This window comes from Ruegeria sp. CDSA241, assembly GCF_059611265.1.
In genome coordinates, this window is record NZ_JBXWPF010000005.1 from 143,762 (window position 1) to 168,089 (window position 24,328).

The following is a 24,328-nucleotide window of genomic DNA, read 5'->3' on the forward strand; positions in this document are numbered from 1 at the left end:
GCGGGGCAGGGCGGTTGCGTAGTTTTTGCACATGACCAAACCTGCCTCTTTTAAAAACTTCAAGACCAGTCCCGAGATCATCCGCCTTGCTGTGATGCTGTATATTCGATTTCCGCTCTTCCGTTTCGACGACGCGAACGCGCGACGCAACGGTTCAGGCGCATGCGAAGTTTACAGAAATTCGCTGCCGTTCATTCTTCCGTCTAAAACCACTTCAACCAAGAATGATCGCTCACCAGCCGAGACACCTTCAAGCTGACCCGCGCTGCCGCTCTTAGCGAGTGGCGTCAACTTTGTTCCGGATAAGAATTGCGTCCCTCGCCTACTGATCCGATGCCAAGGATAAGGTCGGCGCATCGTTCGCCAAGCATCATGGCAGGTGCGTTTGTGTTGCCGGCGTTGATGTCGGGCACTGCGGACATGTCGCACACCCGTAAGCTCTCGATCCCGCGAACGCGCATTCTGGCGTCCAGCACTGCCATTCCGTCGCCGTCCCGGCCCATTTTGGCAGTGCCCGCCGGGTGATAGTTGGTTTTTACGAATCTCTTGCAATGTGCTCGCAGCGTCTGGTCGTCGTCCGCTATCGGAATGACGATTTCGCGGATCCTTTGTGCAAGCGGGCCCGACGTGAATGCCCGACGAAAGAACCGCTGCCCCCGGATCATCTCTTGCATGTCGTCTTCATGCTTCAGAAGGTTGGGCGAAACCACCGGCATAGCTTGAGGATCGGCCGAGCGAAGCCGAACCTCTCCGCGTGATTTCGGTTTGACCACGACGGTCGTAACGGTCACGCCAAAGTCATCCTGCACTTCGTCCAGCGCGTCGCGATCCAGATAGACGATGGGCACGCAAAAGGCTTGAATGGTCGGTTCTCCATTAGGAACCGACGGATTGACGAAGGCACCAGCTTCGACCCCGGCCGAAGTCACTGGGCCGCTGCCGAACAGTTTGAACTGTATGCCGTTGCGAAGCATCCGCCAGCCATCACCTTGTTTAAAATATCCGTATGGACCGTTGGCAAAGGCGGTGATGGGAACTTCGGGGTGGTCGATCAGGTTCTGACCGACCCCAGGCAGTGGGCAGACCACAGGAATACCGTGTTCGGCAAGATGTGCATCCGGTCCGATACCCGAAAGCATGAGGAGTTTCGGCGTGACCAGAGCGCCCGCCGCAAGGATAACCTCACCATCACACCGGACGGTGTGGAACCCGCCTTTGTCGCGATACTGCACCCCGACGGCCTTGTCGCTTTCGATGATGACTTTTCTGACCGTTGCGCCAAGCCGTATGGTCAAGTCCGGGTTCGTCTCGAGAGGGGCGAGGAAAGCATAGGCTGACGAGCTGCGCTTTCCAGCGCGATTGGTGAACTGATAGAACCCGACACCGCGCTGTGTTGCGCCGTTGAAGTCCGTGTTGAATGGTTCACCAAGGGCCTGCACCGACTGAACGAACCAACGGGACATGTCGTCGATATACCCCGGATCAGAGACCTGCACCGGACCATCGCTGCCATGCAGGTAATTATGAAGCCTGTTGTTGTCTTCAATCCTGCGGAAATAGGGCAGCACATCATCCCATCCCCAGCTGACCCCGTCGTTGGTCTGTCGTAGCAGGTCGTTCCACGCGTCATAGTCAGAAGGGCGGCCGCGCATATAGACCTGCGCATTCACTGACGACCCGCCGCCCAGTACGTTGGCCTGCGGAATCTCATGCACGCGGCCGTCCAGGTGGTCCTGCGGTTCGGTCTGGTGGTAGGTCATGAACTTGGACCCGTTGATCATCTTGAAAATACCCGGCGGCATGTCCAGCAATGGATGGTGGTGCGAATGCCCGGCCTCCAGCACCAGAACCCTGCACTTGCCCTGGTTGACCAGTCGGGCGGCGGCTGCGGCACCGGCTGAGCCGCCGCCGATGACGATGTGATCGAAGGTTTCCGTCATGATGTCGCCTTCAGGTCCGGCGTTTGGGTTCTCTGATCGAGTCGCGCTCGACCAGTTCGCATTCAAGCTTCACGAGTGGGTGCCTCTGACCATCCGTTGGCCCGTGGAATAGCTGTTCGACGACCCAGCGTCCCATCGCCCGGGTGGGAAGAATCATCGAGGTCAGTGGCGGCGAAAGGTGTCGCGCGGTTTCGTCATCGTCAAATCCGATGACCGAGATGTCCTCGGGGATGGACAGGCCAAGTTCCTTGAGTGCCTCATAGCAACCGATTGCCATGCGGTCATTCTGACAGAAAATGGCGGTTGGCGGAGAGGGCAGGTCCATCAATTCGCGCGTGGCGGCATATCCGGCGCTGGGCAACCAATTGCCTTCGACAACCAAGTCCTCGTCGAATGGAATGTCGGCGGAAGCCAAGGCGTTTCTATACCCGGTCGTTCGTCCCGCGGCGCATTCCATGAACGGCTCGCCGGTGATAGTGGCGATTCGTTTGTGCCCGGCCTTGATCAGGGCGTTGGTCGCCGTATGTCCAGCAGCGACTTCGCCGGGGATCACCGCAGGAAACGAGAGGTCGTCGCAAAAGCAGTTTAGCAGCAGAACCGGGGTTGCGGCCTGCGTGAGGATTTCCGGAACGACCACCCGCCGGGTGAAAACAGTTGCGTAAACGATGCCCGCAACCTGTTGGTCGAGGAAATACTTAAGCGTTCTGGGTTCGACCTCTGGGTCGTTTTGGGTTTCTGCCAGCAATACAAGATTTCCGGTGTCCCGAACGGCCTGTTTCACGCCGCTAAACGCGTTTACCATTTCGGGGCTCGACGCCAGATCGTCCACGACAAAAGCGATGGTGTCGTCTAGTGCCGAGGGTCGGCGCGCGCTGTCTTGGGGTTTCCTGAGTTGAGAGGGCATGGCGTATCCAAGCGTATTGGCGGCATCCAGGACTCGTTGCTTTGTGTCCTCGGAGATTTTGACGGAATCGTTCTTGTTCAGAACCAGCGATACTGTCGTTTGTGAGCATCCAGCGACGCGTGCAATGTCGTGCATCGTTATGCGCTGTCGGCCCGCGACTCGTCCTACACCCCTGTGTTGTCCAGCCTTGTTCGCTTGATCGTTCATCGCTCAACCTTTTTGTTCGTTTCCTTTTTACCGATTATGCGGAGGACGTGCAACTAATATTAGCGGATAGTAATTAATATTAGTGTTGACTAAATAATAATATTAGTGTTTTGATCGGTGGTGCGGTCGCCATTGTGGTTTGACCGAGCAAGCGCGGGAGGCGAAATTGCGGTCTGTAGTGGGGGAGTTGGGTCAAGTCGTTCGGCATTCGATGTTCATCGATGGCCGCTTTGTCGACCTTGACGCGGACACGGTTGTTGTCGAAAACCCTGCGAATGAAGAGATCGTTGCGCTAGTTCCAGATGGTGCCGCCGCTCACGCGGATGCGGCGGTCGAAGCGGCCCATCGGGCTTTTGGCTCGTGGTCCTCGCGCCCGGCGATCGAGCGGGCTCGACTGGTCCTGAGGCTCGCTGAGGCCGTCCGGATCGACGCCGGTCGTTTGGCTGCTCTGATCACCGCCGAGCAGGGCAAGCCGATCTCGCAAGCCCGAGGTGAAGTGGATGCTGCCGTCACCTTTCTTTGCCATGCGGCTGAAGAGGCCCGGAGGATTTCGGGTGACATAGTTGCGTCGGACAACGAGTCCGAGGAAATCCAGATCCGGCGTCATCCTTATGGCGTTGTTGTTGCGTTGACGGCCTGGAACTATCCGTTGGCATTGGCCGCCAGGAAGGTCGGACCCGCGCTAGTCGCGGGCAACACCGTAGTTCTGTTGGGGCACGAAATCACGCCGCTATCCGGTCTTGCGGTCGCCGAGCTTGCCAACAAGGTCGGGTTTCCGCCCGGTGTTCTTAATGTTCTGACAGGCAAGGGGCCGGTGGTAGGGCAGCGGTTGGTCGAACACCCCGATACGTCACTGATCACGATGACCGGCAGCACACGCGCCGGGAAAGAGATTTTTCGCGCCGCGGCCAACCGGATCAAGGTTGTCAGGCTCGAGCTTGGCGGTAAGGCTCCGTTCATCGTGATGGAGGATGCGGATATTGACGCCGCCGTTTCGGCCGCCATTGCCGCCCGGTTTGCCAATTGCGGCCAGATTTGCACCTGCAACGAGCGTATGTATCTGCATCGCGGCATTGCGGATCAGTTCTTGGAAAAATTCGTGTCCGCGGTCCGCGCTTTGTCGATCGGGGAACCGATGGACGACTGCGATTTGGGTCCCAAAGTCAGCAAGGCCGAAGTGACCAAGGTCGCCGAGATCATCCAGCGCAGCATCGCCGAAGGCGCCACGGTTCATCTTGCAGGTGGGCCCCTGACGGACGGGGCGCACCATAAGGGGCACTGGATGTCCCCGACGGTTCTTGAGGTCTCAGACAACAGCAATGCCGCGATGCAAGAGGAGGTCTTTGGCCCCGTGGCAACAGCCATGCGAGTAGATGATTTTGATCAGGCGATAGACGTAGCGAATGACACATCATTCGGGCTGTCTGCCTATCTCTTTACGGCATCGCACCGGCGATTGATGGAGGCCCCGAGCCGTTTGAAGTTCGGCGAACTGTATCTGAACCGCTCCAATGGTGAGGCCGTGCAGGGATTTCATACCGGTTGGGGTATGTCCGGGGTTGGGGGTGAAGACGGCGCATATGGCTTCGATGGCTATCTGAGGAAACAGACGACTTACATGAATTGGGCATGACCTAAAACTCGCGGTCAAAACGTTGGCGACCGCACCAATGGAGGAGGAATAACCATGAAACGCAGAACTCTTTTGATCTCGACGGTTGTCGCGGGTGCGCTGTTGGGCACGACTGCGATTGCGCAGGATCTGCCACAGCTTGAGCAGAAGGAGCGCTACAAAGTTGGCTTTGCGCAGATGGAGTCGAACAATCCGTGGCGCATTGCCGAGACCAAATCGTTCCATGACACGGCCGAGGCCTGCGGCTGGGACCTTATCGCGACGGATGCAGCTGGATCTGCGGCCAAGCAGGTTGCGGATGTGGACAGCATGATCGCACAAGGCATCGACGTTCTGTTTCTGCCTCCAAGGGAAGAAAAGCCACTGATTCCGGCGGTTATGAAAGCACGCGCCGCCGGCATTCCGACTTTTCTCGTGGACCGCTCGGTTGATCCGGCCGTCGCCAAGCCAGGCGAGCATTTCGTAGCATTCCTGGGATCGGACTTCATTGATCAGGGCAACCGCGCCGCGCAATGGCTGATGGAAAATTTCGACGGCGACAAGGGCGTCATCGTCCAGTTGGAAGGCACAACTGGTTCTTCACCTGCAAATGACCGTAAAAAGGGTTTCGACGACGCGATCGCAGCGGACGACCGCTTTGAGATCGTGGCTTCTCAGACCGGTGACTTTGCGCGCGACCTGGGTCGTCAGGTGATGGAAACCCTGCTGCAGGCGCACCCCGATGTGAACGTGGTCTACGCCCACAATGACGAAATGGCGATCGGCGCGATCCAGGCTCTGGAACTGGCCGGCCGCAAGCCTGGCGAGGATGTGACCATCGTTTCGATCGACGGGACACGCGATGCTCTTCAGGCCATCATCGATGGCAAGATGGGGGTCACGGTGGAAAGCTCGCCCTTCTTCGGTCCTCTGGCTTGTGAAATCATGAAGAAATACGCGGCTGGCGAGACGATCCCGGAATGGGTGAAAGTCGAAGATCGCATCTTTACCAAAGACAATGCGGCTGATCACATCGACGAAGCTTATTGATTCTCCCTGGTGGGTGGTGCTGGCCTGTGGTCGGTGCCGCCTGCAAGCAATCGGAGGAAGACATCTTATGAATGCGCTCGTCTCGATGTCAGGAATTGAAAAGTCCTTTGCCGGCGTACCGGCACTGAGCCAGGCCAGTCTGGAGATCGCACTTGGCGAGGTTCATGCGCTGATCGGTCAGAACGGTGCCGGCAAATCGACGATGATCAAGGTTCTGACCGGAGTTTACGATCGGGATGCCGGCGACGTCCATTTGGCGCGTGGGCCTAGCCGCATTTCCACCCCGCGCGAAGCGCAGGAATCCGGAATTGCCACGATCTATCAGGAGCTCAACCTGGTTCCGCTGCGGTCAGTGACCGAGAACATTATCATGGGGTACGAGCCCAAACGTCTCGGTTTGGTCGACTGGCGCGAGGGCAACAGGCGCGCACGCGAGGTTCTTGCGCGCTTTGGCATAGAAATTGACGTGACTGAGCCGCTAGGAAATTTCTCGACTGCGATCCAGCAGTTGGTTGCGATTGCGAGGGCTGTTTCTCTTGACGCGAAGCTGGTCATTATGGATGAGCCGACGTCGTCGCTTGATGCCAGCGAGGTCGAGGTTCTGTTCGGTGTGGTGCGCGAGTTGAAGAAACAGGGCGTGTCCGTTCTGTATGTCTCGCATTTCCTCGATGAGCTGTTCCAGATCTGCGATCGGGTCACAACGATGCGCGACGGGCGCACTGTCAGCACTCGCAATGTCCAGGACACGACCAAGCTGGAAATGATCGCGGACATGCTGGGCCGCAACAAGGACGAGATTGCGGCAGACGGTTTGACGGACTTCGCCGGCGCCAAGGCTAAGAAAGGCGATATCGTTCTGCGGGCCGACTCTGTTTCGACAGGCCCACGACTGACGCATTTCGACCTCACGCTCCACCGCGGGGAAATCGTTGGGTTGGGCGGGTTGCTGGGCTCTGGCCGGACTGAGGCGGCGCGCGCTTTGTTCGGCGTGGACGGAGCCCGCAGCGGTGCGATCGAGTTGCACGGCGCGGTTGGACAACCATCCGGACCGGGTGACGCAATCGCAAACGGGGTTGGCTTTCTGACCGAAGATCGAAAGGCTGAAGGGATCATTCCAGACATGTCCGTGCGCGAGAATATGACGCTGGCCCTGCTGCCGAAACTGGCCAGTCGTGGTCAAATCGACTTTGCCCGCGAGCGCGAGATCGTTCAGGCCTTCATCGACGATCTGGGTATCAAGGCGGCCCATATGGATCAACCCATTCGTGAGCTGTCTGGCGGCAACCAGCAAAAGGTGCTGCTTGCCCGTTGGCTGGCGACGCAGCCCGACATCCTTATACTCGACGAGCCGACCCGAGGCGTGGATGTCGGCGCCAAGCGAGAGATCCAATCGTTCATTCGGTCGTATGTCGAAAAGGGGTTCGGCGTCGTTCTTATCAGTTCGGAATTCGAAGAGCTGGTGGAAGGCGCCGACCGCATCGTGGTCATGCACGAAGGGCGCTCGGTCAAGGAACTGACCAACCCCGGGATTACCGAGAACATACTGGTGCGCGCGCTTGCGCATCATGAAGGAGGAACTGGTTCATGGACCGAGCAATGAAGTTGCCGCAACGGGTCGCATCGATGCCCTTCCGCTTTCATGGCGGCATCGCCGCGTTGGTCGCCCTGCTGGTGTTCAACGCGTTTTTCACCCCCAATTTCCTGCAGATGCAGACCCTGTTCGTGAATATCAGCCAGGTTGCCACGATCGCCATCGTGGCCATGGGTATGACGCTGGTCATCGCCACGGGTGGAATTGATCTGTCGGTTGGCGCTGTCATGGCTCTGGCGGGGGCGTTGGCCCCGCTGATCTTTCTGTCGGATCTGGGCGCCGCCAATCCGATGCTTGGCGTCATTTTGGCCATTGTCCTGCCACTGTTCGTCGCGGGTTTATGTGGGGTATTCAACGGCGTGATGGTTGCCGTGTTGAACGTGCAGCCCATTATTGCGACGCTCATTCTTTTCATCTCGGGTCGCGGTATTGCCCAGGTTTTGACGAATGGCAACCTGCAGACATTTTCAAACCCTTCATTCAGTTATCTTGGAACCGGCAAGGTGCTTGGCTTGCCGTTCCAGGGTTGGCTGGCGCTGGCCATTGCCTGTGTGCTGTTCTGGGTGATCACCAGAACCACTTGGGGTCGTTACCTGCTGGCGATCGGCGGCAATGAACGCGCGGCCTATCTGGCCGGTGGTCCCGTCCGGCGGGTCAAGATCGGGGCCTATGTCATCTGCGCGGTGCTTGCGGGCTTGGCTGGTCTGATCGTGGTTGCGATCAACTCGGCCTCGGACGCCGCGCGCAACGGCAATCTGATGGAGCTTGACGCCATCGCGGCCGCTGTCGTTGGCGGGGCTCTTTTACAAGGCGGACGGGCGCCGATCTTTGGTGCCATACTGGGAGCCGTCATCATCCAATTGGTCAAATATACATTGCTGGCCAACGGGGTAGAGGACGAAGTTGCACTGATCGCCAAAGCGGTCATTATTATCCTGGCCGTCTGGGTCCAGCAGTTCCGGAGGGCTTGATCGATGTTGGATGAAACGGCTTTTGACCTGCGAAAGTACCTTCGGCGCAATTCGGCTTCGGTGACGGTGTGGATCGCACTGCTGGCTTTGATCCTGTTTGGGCTGATGCGCTATGACAACTTTGGCAGCGCCTACAATTTCTCGTCTTTCCTGAACTACAACGCGATGTTCATCGCGATTGCGCTGGGTATGTGTTTTGTGATCATGACCGGCGGGATTGATCTGTCGGTTGGATCCGTTGCGGCCTTTACGTCGGTTGTTGCGGCCTATCTCAGCCCATACGGGATTCAGGTTGCGCTGCCGGGGGCCGTGCTTGCCGGGGTGGGCTTCGGAGCGATCAACGCCTTTTGCATCATCATCCTTCGGATTCCGCCCTTCATCGCCACACTGGCGACCATGCTTGCCGCAAAAGGCGGCGCATTGGTGATTTCGGGCGCCCAGACAATTTCGGTTGATTGGGGGTCGAACTTCACCAAGCTTGGCATGGGGCAGGCGTTTGGTCTGTTTCCATGGGCAATAGTCATAGTGGCCGGACTGACGCTGGTACTGTGGCTGGTGCTGGAAAGAACAACCATCGGGCGGACCGTCTTGGCGATCGGTGGCAGCGAGGATGCCTCGAACCTCATGGGTCTGAAGGTGAATCGCGCCAAGGCTTTCGTCTACCTGCTTTCGGGCGGCTGCGCAGGGCTGGCTGGCGTCTTTCTGGCCTCGGGTTTTGGAGCCGGACAACCCCTTGAGGGCATCGGATGGGAATTGTCGGCCATCGCGTCCGTTGTTGTGGGCGGCACCTTGTTGACAGGTGGGATGGGTTCGATCCCTGCGACCGTGGCCGGAGCGCTTTTGCTGGGTCTGGTGTTCAACGTTCTGAACTTTGAAAACGGTCAGGGGACCATCAGTTTCAGCGCCTATTGGCAGATGGTCATACGTGGAGGCTTTCTTTTTGTGGTCATCCTCTTACAGTCTCGGGTTATTGCCAGGCAGCAGAAGGTCTTGGGTTCGTGAATCGCATAGAAAGTGTTTCAGCGCGGCTGTTCAACGTCCCGCTCGCCGAAGTCCTGGTCGATGCCAAACATGGCGATCACACGTTCTTTCAATTGATCACCGTTACCATTCAAACGTCGGATGGGGTTGAGGGGGTTGGGTATACCTATACAGGCGGCAAGGGCGGTCATGCCATCTTGGCGATGATCCAGCATGATCTAGCGCCGTTCCTGGTTGGACAAGGCGCCGAACAGATCGAAAGCCTGTACGATGCCATGCAGTGGCATGTGCACTACGTTGCACGGGGCGGGATCGCCTCGTTCGCTATCTCGGCCGTGGATATTGCCCTTTGGGACATTCGTGGCAGAACGCAGAATGCACCACTGTGGCAAATGGCTGGTGGAGCGTCCAAACGGTGCAAGGCCTATGCCGGCGGGATCGACCTGAATTTCTCGTTGGAGAAACTGCTGCGGCAGACCGAAGGCTACCTTGCGCGTGGGTTCAACGCGGTCAAGATCAAGGTTGGGCAACCGGATCTGGTCGACGATCTTGCACGTGCCCGGGCAGTGCGCGAGATGCTGGGGCCGGACCGGTTCTTCATGGTCGATGCGAATTACTCCATGAGCGTCGAGCAGGCCATCGAGGCCGCCCAAGGGTTCGCCGACTGCGATATCCTGTGGTTCGAGGAGCCGACAATTCCAGACGATTACAAAGGCTATGGCCGAATTGCCGAAGCCACGGGCGTTCCCCTTGCCATGGGTGAAAACCTACACACGATTCACGAATTCGAATACGCCTTTGATGACGCGAAGTTGAGTTTCATCCAGCCCGATGCCTCAAACTGCGGTGGGATCACCGGTTGGCTGCGCGTGGCCGGGCTAAGCGCACAGTACGACATTCCGGTTTGCAGTCATGGGATGCAGGAGCTGCACGTCAGCCTTGTTGCCGCGCAACCCAACGCAGGGTGGCTAGAAGTACACTCATTCCCGATAGATCAGTACACGACCCGTCCGCTGGTTGTGGAAGACTGTATGGCCGTGGCCCCGGATACACCGGGAACCGGAGTGGAATTCGACTGGGACAAACTGAATGCGGAACACATGGAGATGCATACATGACAACCGAGACGATCTGTGCGGCATACTACAGGGGCAACAAGAGCTTTGTTGTAGAGCAAGCCCAAGCGACGGATCCGGGCCCCGGCGAGGCTGCTGTTCGCGTTGCCTATTGTGGGATTTGCGGGACGGATATGCACGTCTACCACGGCAACATGGATGCCCGTGTCGGCCTGAATCGGGTGATTGGACATGAAATGTCAGGTGTCGTCGAAGCGGTGGGCGAGGGCGTCGATACGGTAAAACCCGGCCAGAAGGTCGTGGTCCGACCGCTGGATCACTGCGGAGAATGCCCGGTCTGCAAACGGGGGCATCAGCATATCTGTCAGAACCTCAAGTTTCTCGGCCTCGATACCGATGGTGCCATGCAAGAGATCTGGACCGTTCCGGCCCACACCTTGCACGTTCTACCGGATGACTTGCGCATGGATCACGCGGCGCTGATCGAGCCGGTCGCCGTTGCCTGCCACGATGTGCGCTTGTCTGGCCTGCAACCTGGCGAGGACGTCGTCGTCATCGGCGGCGGCCCGATCGGCATCCTGGTTGCCATGGTTGCGCGGGACGCGGGCGGAAACGTCGTGATTTCCGAAGTGAACCCAAACCGCTTGGCCATTGCCGAAAAGCTTGGTTTTGACACGATCAACCCAATCGAAACCGATCTGGTGGCCACGATCAACGGGCGCACGGGCGACAAAGGGGCGGATGTAGTTTTCGAGGTATCGGGAACGCAGCCCGGTGTTGATGCGATGACAGCGGTTGCCGCGACGCGGGCCCGGATCGTGATGGTCGCGATCCATGCTCAAAAACCCCATATCGACCTGTTCCAATTCTTCTGGCGAGAGCTGCAACTGATCGGTGCTCGGGTCTATGAGCCGGAGGATTACGAGAAGGCGATCGCAGTTGTCGCTTCGGGCGGAGTGGACGCGGATGTTGTGATTACCGACGTCAGCCCTCTGTCAGACATTCAGGCTGCGTTCGAAGCACTGGATCGCAGCCCAACCGCAATGAAAAGCCTGATCGAAGTAGGACCGCGTTCATGAGTGTTTTGCAAAGTTTCGACCTGACGGGAAAAACGGCACTTGTGACCGGGTGCAAACGCGGCATCGGGCGCGGCATGGCCGAGGCATTGGCATCGGCCGGAGCTGATATTATCGGAGTGTCCGCCTCGCTCGAGCTGTCCGGCTCGGAGGTCGAAAAAGCCGTCACGGCGATGGGGCGCAGTTTCCGGGCTTACCAATGCGACTTCTCGGACCGCTCCGCGCTGCATGGGTTCATTGATCAGTTGAGGGCCGACGGACAAACCCCTGATATCCTTGTCAACAATGCCGGCACGATCAAACGCAAGCCAGCCGCCGAACACCCGGACGACTGGTGGGACGAAGTGATTGAGGTCAACCTGTCCTCGCAATTCGTTCTGTCTCGCGAGATCGGTAAGGAAATGCTGGCGCGCGGCTCGGGCAAGATCATCTTCACCGCATCGCTGCTGACGTTTCAGGGCGGCATCACCGTTCCCGGATATGCGGCGTCGAAAGGTGGGATTGGACAGCTGACCAAGGCCTTGGCCAATGAATGGGCCGGGCAGGGTGTGAACGTGAATGCAATCGCCCCCGGCTACATCGCGACCGACAATACCCAAGCTTTGCAGGACGATCCGGTTCGGTCGAAGTCGATTCTGGAACGAACACCCCAGGGCCGTTGGGGTACGCCTGGTGATTTTGCCGGACCCGTGGTTTTTCTGGCTTCTGCAGCGTCGGACTACGTCAACGGTGAAATCCTTGTTGTCGACGGGGGCTGGATGGGGCGGTAACACCGTCAACGCGCCACGGGACCCAAGGCATCACGTCCCGATGTAGTGCACCTTCAATCGCCGCGTCTTGGGTGCCTCGCGGTGTTCGAACAGGTACAGGCTTTGTACGCGGCCCAGCGGAAGTTGCCCCTGTTCGACCGGGATGGACACCTGCGTTTGCGTCACCAGCGCGCGCAGATGCGATGGCGCGTTGTCGTCTTCGGTCGGGCGGTGGTGATATTTGCCTGGTGACTTGGGGACCAGTTCTTCGAAGAACGTCTCGATATCCTTGAGCACCTCGGGATCGGCATTGGCCTGCACCATCAGCGCGGCACCCGTGTGGAGGCACCAAAGGGTCAGAAGGCCCGAGACAAATTCGTGTTCGGACACCGCACGCTGTACGATCCCGCTGATGTCGATGAGGGATTTGCCCGGCGTTTCAATTGACAGCTCGAAAAACTCTTGCTTCATCCAGCAGGCCCTTTACTTAGTTTTACGCGAACGCGCCCAGCTTTCTACATCCCACTTGGCATTCAGCAATGGGGATCAAGTATTTGATTTTGAACGCATATTGACTGTACGTCTATGCAAACAGGCTTTTGAACCTGTCCACACATAGACGAAAACCATCTTCGAATTTCCCGTTGCCGGGGTGATAAACGCTTTCGAAAGAAATGACGCCATCATAGCCGTCGGATCTGAGCGCGTCCGCGATGGGTTGGAACAGGGGCGCAAGCTGACCTTCCCCCATGCGGCGCACTTCCAGCGTTGCCCGCGGCGTGTCGACCTTTACGTCCTTGATGTGAATGTGCCCCAGATAGCCGCCGCGCAGTTCTTCGTAACCGTCCGGGTATGCCAGTTCATGGCACCAGCAATTGTTTCCGGGGTCCCAAAGAATTTTCAACGCATCCTTTGCATCCAACTCGTCGATCAGTTTGCGGGCTGTATAGTTGGAATTGACCAGCGTGCCGTTTCCGGTTTCTACGACAAGCGTCACGCCCTCAGCCCTGGCAAGTTCAACCGCCGGCGCGATCAGCGGCGGCATCGAGTCCCATACCCCATGCGCCACGTTCCACTTCTCGGCGCCGTTTTTTCCCCAGAGTATCTGCTCTTTTCGTTGGGTCATGATCCGAACCAGCGGAGACCCCACGATATGCGCCATGTCGATCACGCGTTTCAAGGCGTCCATGTGTCGGGTGTGCAGGTTGTCACCGGGCCTGTTGGCAGCTGTCATCCCCGCAAAGATATGGCGAGACAGACATGACACAGGCTTGCCCCGGTCGCGCAAAAGCGCGTCGATCTCGGCAATTTCCTGCGGGGAATGGTCCCCGACCTCCGTATCTCCAACGAACTGAAGCTCTGCATAGTCCAGACCGAATTCGTCCATTACGTCCACGGCATGCCGCAGTTCGCGGGAAATGCCGTCGCAAATCACACCAAGTTTCATGTTCGTCCCCCCTCAGCGATGCAATTCTGCGCCAACGATCTCTTCGATGACCTGAGTACACACCCAGTTGTCGCCGTTCGGGTATTTGGTTTTTCCTGCGTGAAAGATCTGCATTGCGGATGACGCTGTGTGCATTGGAACGCCCAACGAACCGGCCAGTGCCAGCGAGATAGTCAGGTCCTTGTGCATGGTTGCGATATGGCTACCGGTGGCCTCGAACTTGCGATCAATGATGTTTTCAAGGGCGGTATTCACGACGCCGCACCCCGCGCTGGATGAGGAGAACACATCAAGTAATGCCTGACCGCTGACACCGGCTTTGGCCGCCAGGGCCGCAGCCTCGAATGTGGCGGAAAAGATCGATCCGATCAGAGATTGCAGGCAGGCTTTCACGGTTTGCCCGTCGCCGGCGTTTTCTCCGACCCGATGAATGGTTGCCGACACTGCCTGCATGACTTCTGCATTTCTGTCCAGCACATCCGCAGCACCGGCAGCCATCATCGTCAATGTGCCGTTCTGCGCGCCGGGGAACCCACCCGAGACAGGGGTGTCTATTAGGTGGATGCCCGAGCCCTCCATATCCTGCCCGATGGCGCGGGCTTCGGCCGGGGTAATGGTCGCCGACAGGATGACCGTTCCGCCTTTCGCCATGTTCGGAACCAGCCCGTTTTCACCCAAGATGACATCGCGGGCCTGATCTCCGTTCATCACCATGACAAACACAGTGGCGGCGTGACGACCGACTTGCCCCACGCTGTCCTTGGGCCGGCCGCCCATGTCGGCAAATGCCGCCATGCGTGTCACGCTCAGGTCGAAACCGGATGTTTCAAAGCCATTCTTGATCAGGTTCTTGGCAAGGCCGCTGCCCATGTCGCCAAGACCGATTACGCCTGCGGTTTTCATTTGGAATCCTCCCGTTCTTCCGTCGTTGCCGTCTGGCAGACGTTTCGAAAAATGATGCCCCAAGGCATCGGTTTTCGCGGGAGTTTCACGCGTCTTGAACAGACGTCGGGCGAGTCCGGAAGACACCCCGCTGCCCGTTTACGTCCCGCAAGTAAACGAAGAATGCGGCGCACAGGCAAGCAAAGAAGTGTTACGGACGGAAAGAAACTGCCTGATCCGACGTGTCAGGAAAACGCCGCCATGATGCCGCGCAATTCTGCCAGCCCGCGCATTCGTCCGATCAGCGGATAGCCGGGAGTGCTGTGTCCGCCCAGATCGCTCAGCAGCTCTTGTCCGTGGTCGGGTCGCATAGGAATTTGCCAGTCGTCCCGCCCTTGAGATTTGCGGCGGCGTTGTTCTTTCATCAGCTCGCGAATGGTTCCGATCATGTCAGTGTCGCCCTCCAGATGCGGAGCTTCATAGAAATCGGGCTTCTGGCTGTCTGACCCCGCGATGCGTCGGGTGTTTCGCAAGTGAACAAAGTGAATCCGGTCGCCATGCCGGCGAACGAACTCCGGCCCATCGAATTCAGGGGAAACACCCAGCGATCCGGTACACAAGGTTGCGCCGTTCGCGGGCATATCAACCGCATCCAGTACGGCGCCGTAGTCCTCGGTACTGGACATGACCCGCGGCAGACCGAGCAACGAGAAGGGCGGATCATCGGGATGACAGCACAAGCGCACCCCCAATTCTTGGGCTATCGGGGCGACCTCAGACAGGAAGTCGATGAGGTTTGCGCGCAGCCGGTCACGGTCTATCTCGGCATATGTCTGCAGCAAGCCGCTCACGTCCTCTACGCTCCACTGATCGTTGGCGCCGGGCAGCCCCGCAGTGACATTGTGCTGCAACTGGGCCTTGGATTCATCCGACATGCGCATGAAGCGATCCTTGGCCGCTTGGCGGACGTCGCCGGAATAGTCTTCGGACGCGCCCGGACGTTCGAGAATATGTATATCAAAAACTGCAAAATCGGTCAGGTCGAACAGCATGGCCGTTCCGCCATGCGGCTGTGGGGCACGAAGGGCGGTGCGCGTCCAATCCAGGATCGGCATGAAGTTGTAGCAAACAATTTTGACGCCACGGACGGACAGGGCCCTGAGGCTGGACTTGTACGCCTGCAGATGCTCGGCCATGTCTGCCGACTGCGTCTTGATCGCCTCCGATACGGGCAGGCTTTCGACAACGTCCCAACTGTACCCGGCCGCGGCAAGAACGGCCTGCCGTTCGGCGATGCTCTGTTCATCCCAAGGCTGTCCGGGTGGGATGTGATGCAGCGCGGTGACGATTCCCTGAACCCCGACTTGATGGAGATCGGCCAGGGCGATCGGATCCTCGGGTCCGAACCAACGCCAGCATTGTTTCATGGCAGCCATCCTTCATACAGTGGGTGATCGGGCCTGATGGGAAGGGCAACGCGCTGCCCGGTGCGCGCCGCGTGATAAATCGCCGTAACAAGGCCGATGGACGCAGCGCCATCCTTCAGCGTAACGGCCGAATTTGCCTCGGACCGCAGCGCTTTGCCGACTTCGGTAAAAAAACCTTCGAACCCCGTTGGCTCGGCAGCGGCGGCGGCAAGAGCCGCGTCGATAGCGGCTTGATCCGCCGGATCCCGCGCGGCGAATGTCCAAGGCGTTTGGCCCGGGGCATAGGGTTCCGTGCCAGAGGTGGCGGTCACCTTTTCAAAGACGAACCGCAGGCGGGTTTCGTCCGTGGCGGCGCCTAGTGTGATATTGCTTGTGCACAATGCTCCGGAAGTCATGCCAAAGCAGATCGCGGCGCAGTCTTCCGTCTCGATCGGGTTGACCCGCGTCGTTGTCATTGCAGACACCCAGGCGATATCGCCCGCGATATGAGTCAGCAGATCATGGTTGTGGATGGCATGGCCCAGAACCGCGCCGCCGCGTTCACCGGCCCATGTTCCTCGCCACGGCACCGCGTAATAGTCCGCCTCTCGGGACCAATGGGTTTCAAGCGCGGCAGTTTGGACCGCTCCGGTCAGGCCTGCGCGTTGTAAGTGGCGCAGTTGGGCCAGTGACGGGCCCCACCGGTATTGAAAGACCGGAAACACCTGCTTGCCCGCGCTGCGTGCGGCTGCCGTGATCCGATCCACATCCTGCATCGAGGTCGCAAGAGGCTTTTCGCAGACAACGTGTTTTCCTGCCGCCAGTGCCTCAAGGGTGGTCGGTACATGCAGATGGGGCGGCAGGCAGATGTCGATGACATCAATCGCCGGATCATCCAGCGCGTCTTGAATGTTGGTCAGTGCTCGAAAATTCGCGTTCTGTCGAATCTGTTCGATCCGGTCCGTATTCTGGTCGACCATGGCGGCTACGCGGAAGTCGCGGTCAAGCCGTTCCAGTGCGCTCAGATGTTGCGCACCGATACCAGCGCCAAGGATCGCAACGTTGATCATCTGCGTTCCGCCATTTCCTGCGCACGTAGCGCCAGTTCCATGACCTTAAAGCAGTGGGTCTGCGTCATTGCAGTTTCGGTCCGGTTACGGATGTCATCGGCGAGGCGCGCAAAGTAGGGAAGGCCGGCGTCAGATGCGTCGATCTTTTGGCAGGTTTCACCGTTGACGATGATCAGATGGTCTGTCCCTGAGGCCCCACCCACATCAACATATTTTCGCAACTCGATATAGCCTTCGGTTCCTAGGATCGTCAGACGACCATCCCCCCAGTTCGGAAGGGCATCCGGCGTAAACCAGTCAACCCGGATGTACCCGGTGCCATTCTCGCTTAGTAGATTGACCTCGCCAAAATCCTGCAACCCGGGATCCTTGGGGTTTGCGTAGTTCGCCACGTAAGCGTTTGTGATTTCCGCGGTTTCCGAACCTGTGTAATGCAAGAACTGATCGATCTGATGCGAGGCAATGTCGGTCAGAATTCCGCCATAGCGGTCACGCCTAAAAAACCACTCCGGCCGGGTTGCCCGGTTCAATCGGTGCGGGCCAAGTCCGACCGTTTGGATCACGCGCCCTATGGCGCCGGCCTCGACCAACTCGGTCGCCATGGTGCTAACCGGCGTTTCAAATCGTTCAGAAAAATTTACCGACCAGATTCGACCGGTGTCCGCGACCGTTCGCTTGATCTGGTCGAGTTGCTCGAACGTCGTGCAGCCCGGCTTGTCGCTCATGACATCCATGCCGTTCTGCATAGCGCGGATCGTCAACGCGGCCCTATCTGCCGGAATTGCGGAAATCAGCGCTAGATCCGCCCCGCAGGTTAGGGCGTCTTCCAATCGGGCCAGCCGCGGAATATTGGGAAACCTTTTGACGTAGCCCGGCAGCGTTTCTGGATCGCCTTGTGTCCAGTAGCCGACGCAGTCCACGCCGATTTTACGCATGTTTTCCGTCATGCCATAGATATGGCGGTGGTCCAGACCAAGGGCGACGCAGGTCAGGCTCATGAGGCTACTCGTGTTTTCTGGCCGGTTCGATTGGCGATCTGCATCGCGTCTATGACGGCGTGAGTCAAAAGGGCACTGCGTCCGCTGGCCAGCGGCCTCGTTCCACCGGCGACGGCCTTGGCGAAATCCTCGATAACCGTCTGGTGCCATTCATGGGTGAACGCCATGGGATCGGCCCCTCCGCCTGTGGCGGACGTTTCGCCAACCGTGGATTTCCGACCATCGAAAGTGGTCAAGGTCAGGACACCTGAATCCAGATGCGCTTTGGCGCGCGTGCCCTGGATCGTGATAGATTCAGCGGCCCCAGGATATTCGGCAGTAGTTGCCATCAACGTTCCCACCGCGCCGTTATCCATTTCAAGGATTGCACCTGCCCAATCCTCGGCCTCAAGATCGTGTAACGGAGTTTTTCTCATCATGGCTTGAATGCCCGAGATCGGCCCCAGCAGCCACATCGCAAGGTCAAGCGTGTGGATTGCCTGCGAGATCATGACACCGCCTCCGTCGCGTGCGTAAGTGCCGCGACCCGGCTCGTCATAGTAGCTCTGATCACGCCACCAGGGGACACGGATCTCCACCGTGGCGATCGCGCCCAGCTCACCCTGTTCAATGGCTGATTTCAGCGCCTGCGAAGCGGCGCGGGCGCGGTGCTGAAAGACTATGCCCAGCGGAACACCAGACACCTCGCACTGCTCGACAATGGCCGTCGCGGCGTCCAGCGTTCTTTCGATGGGCTTTTCCATCAGGATCGGTTTCGAAGCGGTCGAAAGAACCCGCACCAACTCTGTGCGCTGATCAGGTGGGGTTGCGATGATCGCAAAGTCGACGTCTGGTTCGTTTGCGATTTCCTCGACCGAGCTGAACGCGCGGGTCTCGTTTCGCCGCGCGAACTCAGCTGCCTTGTCAGGATTGCGCCCGAGGACTCCGGCAATACTGAGGCCTTGATCCGATGCCCGAATGGCGGCGACATGCGTGCCAGAAACCATCCCCAAACCAATCAGCGCAATATTCATTCAGTCCCCCGGATCACCCGGTCAGTCTGCGGGTTCGAACGGGAAAGATGCAACCATTAAAAACTGTGTTAACAATTTCGGGCAGCAGTATCGGAGGCAGAATTGACCGGTAATTTGAATGGCATGGCAGAAGACCTGTACCTGGGCATCAGGGACCTGCCGATCGTATCTCCGCATGGTCACTGCGATCCGGGGTGGTTTGCAACCGATGCGCCGTTCCCCAACCCGGCAGAGCTGTTGGTGGTTCCCGACCATTACGTGTTCCGTATGCTCTATTCGCAGGGCGTTCCCTTGTCGGAACTCGGCGTTGGGGAAGAGGGGCGAAAGAAGGATCCTCGCGCCGTTTTCCGCACCTTTGCCGAACATTGGCATCTATTTCTGGGAACGCCTTCCCGGATCTGGATGAACTACGTGCTGCATGAAACGCTGGGCGTGTCTGAGGAGTTGTCTTCGCGTACGGCAGATCTGATCTACGACAAGATCGCGGAAAAGCTGGCGCAACCCGATTTTCGCCCGCGGGCTTTGTTCGACAGGTTCGGGATCGAGGTTCTGGCCACTACGGATTCGGCTCTCGACACTCTCACACAGCATCAGGAGATCCGTGCAAGCGGTTGGGGCGGGCGGGTTGTTCCGACGTTCCGCCCGGACGGGGTTTTGGATGGGGCGGACCCGGAGTTCGTACAGAACCTGAACAAGTTGGCCGAGCTGACAGGCTGCGATCTGGACAGCTATGATGGCTACCTCAACGCGCTGCGGATGCGGCGGGCTTATTTCATCCAGCTGGGCTGTACGGCCACCGACCACGGTATCGGACGTGTGCAGACCGAGTGGCTGGACGACCCGGATGCGCTGTACCAACGGCTGAGACGGCGGGAAGGTACAGAACAGGGCGCGCGCCGGTTCTATGGACATATGCTGATCGAAATGGCGCAGATGTCTATCGATGATGGTCTGACCATGCAGATACATGCTGGCAGCAAGCGCAACACGAACGACGCGGTAATGCGGGACTTCGGACGGGACAAGGGGGCCGACATTCCAATCGCGATGAATTGGGTCACGGGCCTTGAGGCGCTTTTGAACCGGGTCGGAAACTCGGCGGAACTGCGCATCATACTCTTCACATTGGACGAAAGCACCTATGCCCGTGAACTGGCGCCCATGGCGGGACATTGGCCGTGCCTTAGGATCGGGCCGCCTTGGTGGTTCCACGACAGCCCAGCCGGTATAGCGCGGTATTTCGATCAGATTGTTGAAACGTCCGGATATTACAATCTGGCCGGATTCAATGACGACACGCGGGCTTTTCTGTCCATTCCTGCACGGCACGACCTGTGGCGACGGGGAGTGGCGATTCATTTGGCCGATCAGGTTGCGCGCGGCTATTTCGGTCGGGATAGTGCTGAGCATCTTGCGCGGTTGCTGGCTGTCGATTTGGCGAAACAAGTTTACGGATTGCAAAGCTAGATGGGTACAATTCTTCACTTCGGCCTTGGAAACTTCGCCCGGGCGCATTTGCTGGACTACACGGATCAAGCTGGCGGATGGGACGTTGTCGGCGTCAGCCTGCGTTCATCCTCGGTTCGGGATGGATTGGCCCAACAAGGTTTCGAGTACGATTTGTGCGTACAGGGGCAGGGCGTCCGGCGCATCAAAGCTCTGCGTGACGTTCTGGTCGTGCCCAATGATCGCACAGAGATTTTCGATGTGATGGCGGATGCCGAGATCATCTCGGCGACCGTCACCGAGAAAGGTTACCATTTGGACGCCGCGGGCAATCTGAACCTTCAGGACCCAGCGATTGCCGCCGATCTGGCAGGGCAATGGCCTGTGACGCTGATCGGTTTTTTAGCTTATGGCCTTGCGGAACGGTGCAAGCCAGTAACGGTGCTAAGCTGTGACAATCGCATGGAAAACGGCAAAACGCTCGAAATGGCAGTTGCCGATTTTGCGAATGCAGCCGGCCTGGACGTGAATTGGAATGCCGTTCGCTTTCCAAACGCGATGGTCGACCGGATCACCCCGGCTACCACGGACGCCGTTCGCGCAATCAGCGGCGATCCTATGGCTGTTCCGACCGAGGCGTTTTCGGAGTGGATTATCGAAGACAGTTTCGCCGGTCCGCACCCGGATTGGCCGGGCGTGCAACTGGTCGATGACGTAGCCCCGCACGAGATGCGAAAGCTGCGCATGTTGAACGGTGCCCATTCCCTGTTGGCTTATGGCGGCTTGGAGCGAGGCCTGACCTACGTCCACGAAGCGGTTCGAGACCCGGTTTTGCGCCCGCTGGTTTCCGAGTTGATGAAGGATGCGGGCGCAACGCTGCCCGCAGCACTGCAAGTACAGGTTCCGGACTATGCCGAGGCTTTGTTGCGCCGCTTTGAAAACCTCGAGCTGGCGCACCGTCTGGACCAAATCGCGATGGATGGCAGCCAAAAGCTGCCGTATCGGTTTGTTCCCACACTCCGTGAGACCGGCTCTCAGGCGGTGATTGCAGGGATGCGGGCCTGGATCTCCTTTTGCATGTCCGAGACCGCCAAGGGCAGGACGCTGAACGATCCTTGCGCGTTGGAAATCGCCTCGGCTGTCAAACAGCCAGATCCGGTAGTGCCACTTTTGGACCTTGTTGGCGCTGAGGATCTCGCGTCACTTATCCGGGAATGATCGCGCCGCGGAACTGAACAACGGTGGACGCCAGATTGTGTCCGGCCATCAGGGCCTTGGCCTGCGATTTTCCTGTCAGCAAGGCAGCGAGGTAGCCACCGTTGAAACTGTCGCCCGCCGCTGTGGTATCCAGCACGTTTTTGGCAGGTTCATAGGTTTGGTCAATGTTCTGACCAATGGGCAGAGGGCCATCCTCTCCGCGTTTCAATGCACCGACACCGTGATGATCGGCAAAGCGTGCCGCCACTTGATCCGCGCTTTCCCCGAACAGTGCCATCTCGTCGTCGATGGATGGTAGGGCAATATCTGCACGCTGCCAAAGCCGTTGGTTGATTTGCCGGGCGTGTTCGACGCTGTCCCAGAGACGCGGACGAAAATTGCTGTCATAGACCAACCGAACTGAAGAGCCTTCTAGCCAGTCCAGAAGCGCAAGCCTCACCGAATGCGGAAGAATGGCTACGGAAATCCCTGACAAGTACAGCACGTCGTAACCGTTAAGTGGGCTGAAGTCGTGATCGGCAAATAGCTGACGGGCGGCCGCCTCGCTGCGCCAATAGGTAAAGCTGCGTTCACCGTCCGCAGATGTCGTGATTGCGTATAATCCCGGAGAGGCGTTCGGAATGATGCGGATGCCGGATGTCCCGATTCCATGACTGGCGATAAAGCCGGCGATGCGCCCTGAGAACGGGTCGTCGCCCAGACATGTCATATACTCCACCTGCAGATCAGGAGCGGCGCGGTGCATGTAGATGGCCGTGTTCAGCGTATCCCCCGCGACGCCCACATTTGCACCGGTTTCCAGCATGGACAATTCGATCATTGCTTCGCCGATGCAGGCAATTCGCGTCATTTCTTTTCTCTCTTCCAGATGATGAGACCGGCAGTCATGATTAGAGCAGCCCCTGCCAAAGTGAATGCGCCCGGTACCGTGTCAAAGAACAAATAGCCCCAAATCGCAACGTAGATCAGGAACGAATAGGTGAATGGCATCAACTGGTTCGCCGTTCCGAACCGATGCGCGTTCGTCAATAGTTGATGCCCGCACCAGCCAAAGACGCCAAGGCCGATCAGTACAATCAGGCTCCACGTGTTTTCTGGCTGGACCCAAAACCATATGGCGAACGGCAGCAGAACCACCGTCCCGGTAAGCCCAAGGTAGAATTGCATGGTGTCCACGGCAACAACCCCGGACAGCTTGCGCGTCATGATCGAGTACAAGGCCAAAGCGGTGGCATTGTAGACGATCAACAGCATGGTCGGATGAAAGGCTGAACCAAACGGCCGCACGACAACCAACACCCCCAGAAAGCCCAGGGTAATAGCCGCCCAACGCCATGGACCCACGCGTTCTTTCAAAACGAAGACGGACAGAAAACACACGATGACCGGGCTTGAGAACATGATTGCTGACACGACGGTCAGAGGCAAAAACCGCAGGGCATAAAAATTGAAAACGGTCGCCGAGATCAGCAGCAAGGCCCGGCTAATGACCTGCCATGGATGGTCGGTCTTGAACCTGCTGGCCTCAATCCCGCCCTTGGCGATCACGCCCACAGAGATCACAAAGTGCCCCGCATAGCGCATGAATGCCAACTGAAATGCCGGCACGCCCGCCAACGCCAACCACTTGGCCCCAAGATCCACCAGCGAAAAGAATAGCCACGCCGTCAACATCAGCACGATGCCAAGGCGCGGCAGGTCCGCAGTGGGGCTGGCGGTGACGGCCATCGATCAGGTGTTGAAACGCTTGACGTAGTAGTCAACCATCTGGCTGACCATGTCGTCCGCCTGACCGTGGTCGCGCGCGTCAATCAGCGCCGAAAGCGCGCCCTGCGACATCACGCTGGTAACGCCTGCCTCGCGTGCCATGCGGTCATAATACCCAAGATCTTTTGCCGCGTTCTTGATGGCAAAGGCCAGCTGATTTGGGTCATCCTCGACGCCGTAGGCTTTGACGAAATCCATCATTCCGGAATACAGCGGCCCTGCGGCCATAACGTCATACACCTGCTTGCGGTCAACACCGGTAATATCTGCCATGGCAAAAGCTTCGGCCATTGCGTTCGCGACGGTCATTCCGAAGAAGTTGTTGATCAGCTTGATCGTGTGTCCGGACCCAACGGGGCCAAGGTAAAAAACGTTTTCGCCCAAGTCTTTCAGTGTCGGCTCGGCCTTGTCAAAGGCAGCCTTGTCGCCGGAAGTCATAATGTTGAGCTTGCCCTCTAGCGCGTGCGAAGGCGTACGGCCAAGCGGCGCATCAAGATAGCTTCCGCCGGCTGCGGCAACCTCCTCGGCCAAGGCGCGTGTGCTGCCTGGAAGCGAGGTGCCAAAGTCGATGACGATCGCCCCGGGTTTCAATCCCGAAATCACTCCATCTGCACCGCGCATACGGCCCTCGACCTGTTCGGAGGTACCCATGCACAGCATCACGATGTCACTGGCCTGAGCCAGCTCGTGGGCGTTTTCCATCTCGCGGGCGCCTCGGTCAATCGCGGCGTCCAGGTATGTGCGGTCGCGGTTTCCCAATACCGTGACCGAGTATCCTTGGTCCAACAGTCGGTTCACCATGGCTCCGCCCATTAGTCCCAAGCCGATAAACCCGATTGATGGTTTGCTCATTGGTTTCCCTTTCCGTAAATGTCTCTGGTTTTCATTCTTGTGTCTGGCGCGGGCGGTTTTGAAGTTCGGATG

At 58.3% G+C, this 24,328-nt stretch carries 21 protein-coding genes and 2 pseudogenes; 11 read left to right on the forward strand and 12 right to left on the reverse strand.

Annotation, left to right across the window (positions count from 1 at the left end; all coding sequences use genetic code 11):
* Positions 1–111 precede the first annotated feature (111 nt).
* Positions 112–306 (forward strand): annotated as a pseudogene (locus AC2FJV_RS06490) (IS6 family transposase); the annotation flags it as partial.
* On the opposite strand, the gene AC2FJV_RS06495 reads toward AC2FJV_RS06490, so the two are convergent.
* Positions 288–1,940 (reverse strand): GMC family oxidoreductase, encoded by a 1,653-nt coding sequence (locus AC2FJV_RS06495; RefSeq protein ID WP_496713095.1) that lies wholly within the window; start codon positions 1,938–1,940, stop codon positions 288–290. The pseudogene AC2FJV_RS06490 and the gene AC2FJV_RS06495 sit on opposite strands and share 19 nt — an antisense overlap.
* Before the next feature lie 10 nt (positions 1,941–1,950).
* Entirely contained in the window at positions 1,951–2,979 is a 1,029-nt protein-coding gene (locus AC2FJV_RS06500) for a LacI family DNA-binding transcriptional regulator (protein ID WP_142635174.1), read from the reverse strand.
* A gap of 238 nt (positions 2,980–3,217) precedes the next feature.
* Here AC2FJV_RS06500 and AC2FJV_RS06505 point away from each other — a divergent pair, with 238 nt between their 5' ends.
* The 8 genes from AC2FJV_RS06505 (at position 3,218) to AC2FJV_RS06540 (ending at position 12,178) form a co-directional block, all read left to right on the forward strand.
* A complete protein-coding gene (locus AC2FJV_RS06505; RefSeq protein WP_221929474.1) occupies positions 3,218–4,684 on the forward strand; it encodes an aldehyde dehydrogenase family protein in 1,467 nt (488 codons plus the stop codon).
* A gap of 54 nt (positions 4,685–4,738) precedes the next feature.
* The gene (locus tag AC2FJV_RS06510) at positions 4,739–5,713 is read left to right on the forward strand and encodes an ABC transporter substrate-binding protein (RefSeq protein ID WP_496713098.1); all 975 of its coding nucleotides are present in this window, start codon (positions 4,739–4,741) and stop codon (positions 5,711–5,713) included.
* 67 nt (positions 5,714–5,780) lie between these two features.
* Positions 5,781–7,313 carry a sugar ABC transporter ATP-binding protein gene (locus tag AC2FJV_RS06515; RefSeq protein WP_496713101.1) on the forward strand — a complete coding sequence of 511 codons (1,533 nt, stop codon included), beginning with the start codon at positions 5,781–5,783 and terminating at the stop codon, positions 7,311–7,313.
* The gene (locus tag AC2FJV_RS06520; protein ID WP_271946110.1) at positions 7,298–8,275 is read left to right on the forward strand and encodes an ABC transporter permease; all 978 of its coding nucleotides are present in this window, start codon (positions 7,298–7,300) and stop codon (positions 8,273–8,275) included. The genes AC2FJV_RS06515 and AC2FJV_RS06520 overlap by 16 nt, the downstream gene beginning before the upstream one ends.
* 3 nt (positions 8,276–8,278) lie before the next feature.
* Positions 8,279–9,277 carry an ABC transporter permease gene (locus AC2FJV_RS06525; protein WP_142634806.1) on the forward strand — a complete coding sequence of 333 codons (999 nt, stop codon included), beginning with the start codon at positions 8,279–8,281 and terminating at the stop codon, positions 9,275–9,277.
* On the forward strand, positions 9,274–10,374 hold the full coding sequence (locus tag AC2FJV_RS06530) for a mandelate racemase/muconate lactonizing enzyme family protein (protein WP_496713103.1): 1,101 nt from the start codon (positions 9,274–9,276) through the stop codon (positions 10,372–10,374). Before AC2FJV_RS06525 ends, AC2FJV_RS06530 begins: the two co-directional genes overlap by 4 nt.
* Positions 10,371–11,411, forward strand: a complete 1,041-nt coding sequence (locus tag AC2FJV_RS06535) for a zinc-dependent alcohol dehydrogenase (protein WP_496713105.1) — start codon at positions 10,371–10,373, stop codon at positions 11,409–11,411. The genes AC2FJV_RS06530 and AC2FJV_RS06535 overlap by 4 nt, the downstream gene beginning before the upstream one ends.
* Positions 11,408–12,178, forward strand: coding sequence for an SDR family oxidoreductase (locus AC2FJV_RS06540; protein WP_496713107.1), 771 nt, complete (start codon positions 11,408–11,410; stop codon positions 12,176–12,178). The genes AC2FJV_RS06535 and AC2FJV_RS06540 overlap by 4 nt, the downstream gene beginning before the upstream one ends.
* Positions 12,179–12,208: 30 nt before the next feature.
* On the opposite strand, the gene AC2FJV_RS06545 is transcribed toward AC2FJV_RS06540, so the two are convergent.
* From AC2FJV_RS06545 to AC2FJV_RS06575, 7 genes are all read right to left on the reverse strand, one after another.
* Complete coding sequence (locus AC2FJV_RS06545; protein ID WP_496713109.1) at positions 12,209–12,628, reverse strand: secondary thiamine-phosphate synthase enzyme YjbQ; 420 nt, start codon at positions 12,626–12,628, stop codon at positions 12,209–12,211.
* Positions 12,629–12,740: 112 nt separating this feature from the next.
* Entirely contained in the window at positions 12,741–13,604 is an 864-nt protein-coding gene (locus AC2FJV_RS06550) for a sugar phosphate isomerase/epimerase family protein (protein WP_496713111.1), read from the reverse strand.
* 12 nt (positions 13,605–13,616) lie between these two features.
* On the reverse strand, positions 13,617–14,507 hold the full coding sequence (locus AC2FJV_RS06555) for an NAD(P)-dependent oxidoreductase (RefSeq protein ID WP_496713113.1): 891 nt from the start codon (positions 14,505–14,507) through the stop codon (positions 13,617–13,619).
* Positions 14,508–14,731: 224 nt separating this feature from the next.
* Positions 14,732–15,913: a mannonate dehydratase gene (gene uxuA / locus AC2FJV_RS06560; RefSeq protein ID WP_281994848.1), complete on the reverse strand. Its 1,182-nt coding sequence runs from the start codon at positions 15,911–15,913 to the stop codon at positions 14,732–14,734.
* Positions 15,910–16,962, reverse strand: coding sequence for a Gfo/Idh/MocA family protein (locus tag AC2FJV_RS06565; protein WP_281994847.1), 1,053 nt, complete (start codon positions 16,960–16,962; stop codon positions 15,910–15,912). The genes uxuA and AC2FJV_RS06565 overlap by 4 nt, the downstream gene beginning before the upstream one ends.
* A complete protein-coding gene (locus tag AC2FJV_RS06570) occupies positions 16,959–17,960 on the reverse strand; it encodes a Gfo/Idh/MocA family protein (protein ID WP_496713116.1) in 1,002 nt (333 codons plus the stop codon). Before AC2FJV_RS06570 ends, AC2FJV_RS06565 begins: the two co-directional genes overlap by 4 nt.
* Entirely contained in the window at positions 17,957–18,973 is a 1,017-nt protein-coding gene (locus AC2FJV_RS06575) for a Gfo/Idh/MocA family protein (protein ID WP_496713118.1), read from the reverse strand. The genes AC2FJV_RS06570 and AC2FJV_RS06575 overlap by 4 nt, the downstream gene beginning before the upstream one ends.
* 123 nt (positions 18,974–19,096) lie before the next feature.
* Here AC2FJV_RS06575 and uxaC point away from each other — a divergent pair, with 123 nt between their 5' ends.
* Together uxaC and AC2FJV_RS06585 are read left to right on the forward strand one after the other, a co-directional pair.
* Positions 19,097–20,440, forward strand: coding sequence for a glucuronate isomerase (gene uxaC, locus AC2FJV_RS06580; protein WP_496713171.1), 1,344 nt, complete (start codon positions 19,097–19,099; stop codon positions 20,438–20,440).
* Positions 20,441–21,637 (forward strand): mannitol dehydrogenase family protein, encoded by a 1,197-nt coding sequence (locus AC2FJV_RS06585; protein ID WP_496713119.1) that lies wholly within the window; start codon positions 20,441–20,443, stop codon positions 21,635–21,637.
* On the opposite strand, the gene AC2FJV_RS06590 is transcribed toward AC2FJV_RS06585, so the two are convergent.
* From AC2FJV_RS06590 to AC2FJV_RS06600, 3 genes and pseudogenes are all read right to left on the reverse strand, one after another.
* The gene (locus AC2FJV_RS06590; RefSeq protein WP_496713121.1) at positions 21,624–22,487 is read right to left on the reverse strand and encodes a sugar kinase; all 864 of its coding nucleotides are present in this window, start codon (positions 22,485–22,487) and stop codon (positions 21,624–21,626) included. The two genes, AC2FJV_RS06585 and AC2FJV_RS06590, sit on opposite strands and share 14 nt — an antisense overlap.
* Positions 22,484–23,365 (reverse strand): DMT family transporter, encoded by an 882-nt coding sequence (locus AC2FJV_RS06595; protein ID WP_281994842.1) that lies wholly within the window; start codon positions 23,363–23,365, stop codon positions 22,484–22,486. Before AC2FJV_RS06595 ends, AC2FJV_RS06590 begins: the two co-directional genes overlap by 4 nt.
* A gap of 3 nt (positions 23,366–23,368) precedes the next feature.
* Positions 23,369–24,298 (reverse strand): annotated as a pseudogene (locus AC2FJV_RS06600) (NAD(P)-dependent oxidoreductase); the annotation flags it as partial.
* Between the last annotated feature and the right edge of the window lie 30 nt (positions 24,299–24,328).

Bases quoted from the DNA above. Each gene is read 5' to 3' on its own strand.
- AC2FJV_RS06590 (WP_496713121.1), bottom strand. From the start codon at position 22,487: ATGACGCGAATTGCCTGCATCGGCGAAGCAATGATCGAATTGTCCATG.
- uxaC (WP_496713171.1), top strand. From the start codon at position 19,097: ATGGCAGAAGACCTGTACCTGGGCATCAGGGACCTGCCGATCGTATCT.
- AC2FJV_RS06565 (WP_281994847.1), bottom strand. From the start codon at position 16,962: ATGATCAACGTTGCGATCCTTGGCGCTGGTATCGGTGCGCAACATCTG.
- AC2FJV_RS06515 (WP_496713101.1), top strand. From the start codon at position 5,781: ATGAATGCGCTCGTCTCGATGTCAGGAATTGAAAAGTCCTTTGCCGGC.
- AC2FJV_RS06555 (WP_496713113.1), bottom strand. From the start codon at position 14,507: ATGAAAACCGCAGGCGTAATCGGTCTTGGCGACATGGGCAGCGGCCTT.
- AC2FJV_RS06520 (WP_271946110.1), top strand. From the start codon at position 7,298: ATGGACCGAGCAATGAAGTTGCCGCAACGGGTCGCATCGATGCCCTTC.
- AC2FJV_RS06545 (WP_496713109.1), bottom strand. From the start codon at position 12,628: ATGAAGCAAGAGTTTTTCGAGCTGTCAATTGAAACGCCGGGCAAATCC.
- AC2FJV_RS06585 (WP_496713119.1), top strand. From the start codon at position 20,441: ATGGGTACAATTCTTCACTTCGGCCTTGGAAACTTCGCCCGGGCGCAT.
- uxuA (WP_281994848.1), bottom strand. From the start codon at position 15,913: ATGAAACAATGCTGGCGTTGGTTCGGACCCGAGGATCCGATCGCCCTG.
- AC2FJV_RS06570 (WP_496713116.1), bottom strand. From the start codon at position 17,960: ATGAGCCTGACCTGCGTCGCCCTTGGTCTGGACCACCGCCATATCTAT.
- AC2FJV_RS06575 (WP_496713118.1), bottom strand. From the start codon at position 18,973: ATGAATATTGCGCTGATTGGTTTGGGGATGGTTTCTGGCACGCATGTC.
- AC2FJV_RS06495 (WP_496713095.1), bottom strand. From the start codon at position 1,940: ATGACGGAAACCTTCGATCACATCGTCATCGGCGGCGGCTCAGCCGGT.
- AC2FJV_RS06535 (WP_496713105.1), top strand. From the start codon at position 10,371: ATGACAACCGAGACGATCTGTGCGGCATACTACAGGGGCAACAAGAGC.
- AC2FJV_RS06550 (WP_496713111.1), bottom strand. From the start codon at position 13,604: ATGAAACTTGGTGTGATTTGCGACGGCATTTCCCGCGAACTGCGGCAT.
- AC2FJV_RS06540 (WP_496713107.1), top strand. From the start codon at position 11,408: ATGAGTGTTTTGCAAAGTTTCGACCTGACGGGAAAAACGGCACTTGTG.
- AC2FJV_RS06525 (WP_142634806.1), top strand. From the start codon at position 8,279: ATGTTGGATGAAACGGCTTTTGACCTGCGAAAGTACCTTCGGCGCAAT.
- AC2FJV_RS06510 (WP_496713098.1), top strand. From the start codon at position 4,739: ATGAAACGCAGAACTCTTTTGATCTCGACGGTTGTCGCGGGTGCGCTG.
- AC2FJV_RS06500 (WP_142635174.1), bottom strand. From the start codon at position 2,979: ATGCACGACATTGCACGCGTCGCTGGATGCTCACAAACGACAGTATCG.
- AC2FJV_RS06595 (WP_281994842.1), bottom strand. From the start codon at position 23,365: ATGGCCGTCACCGCCAGCCCCACTGCGGACCTGCCGCGCCTTGGCATC.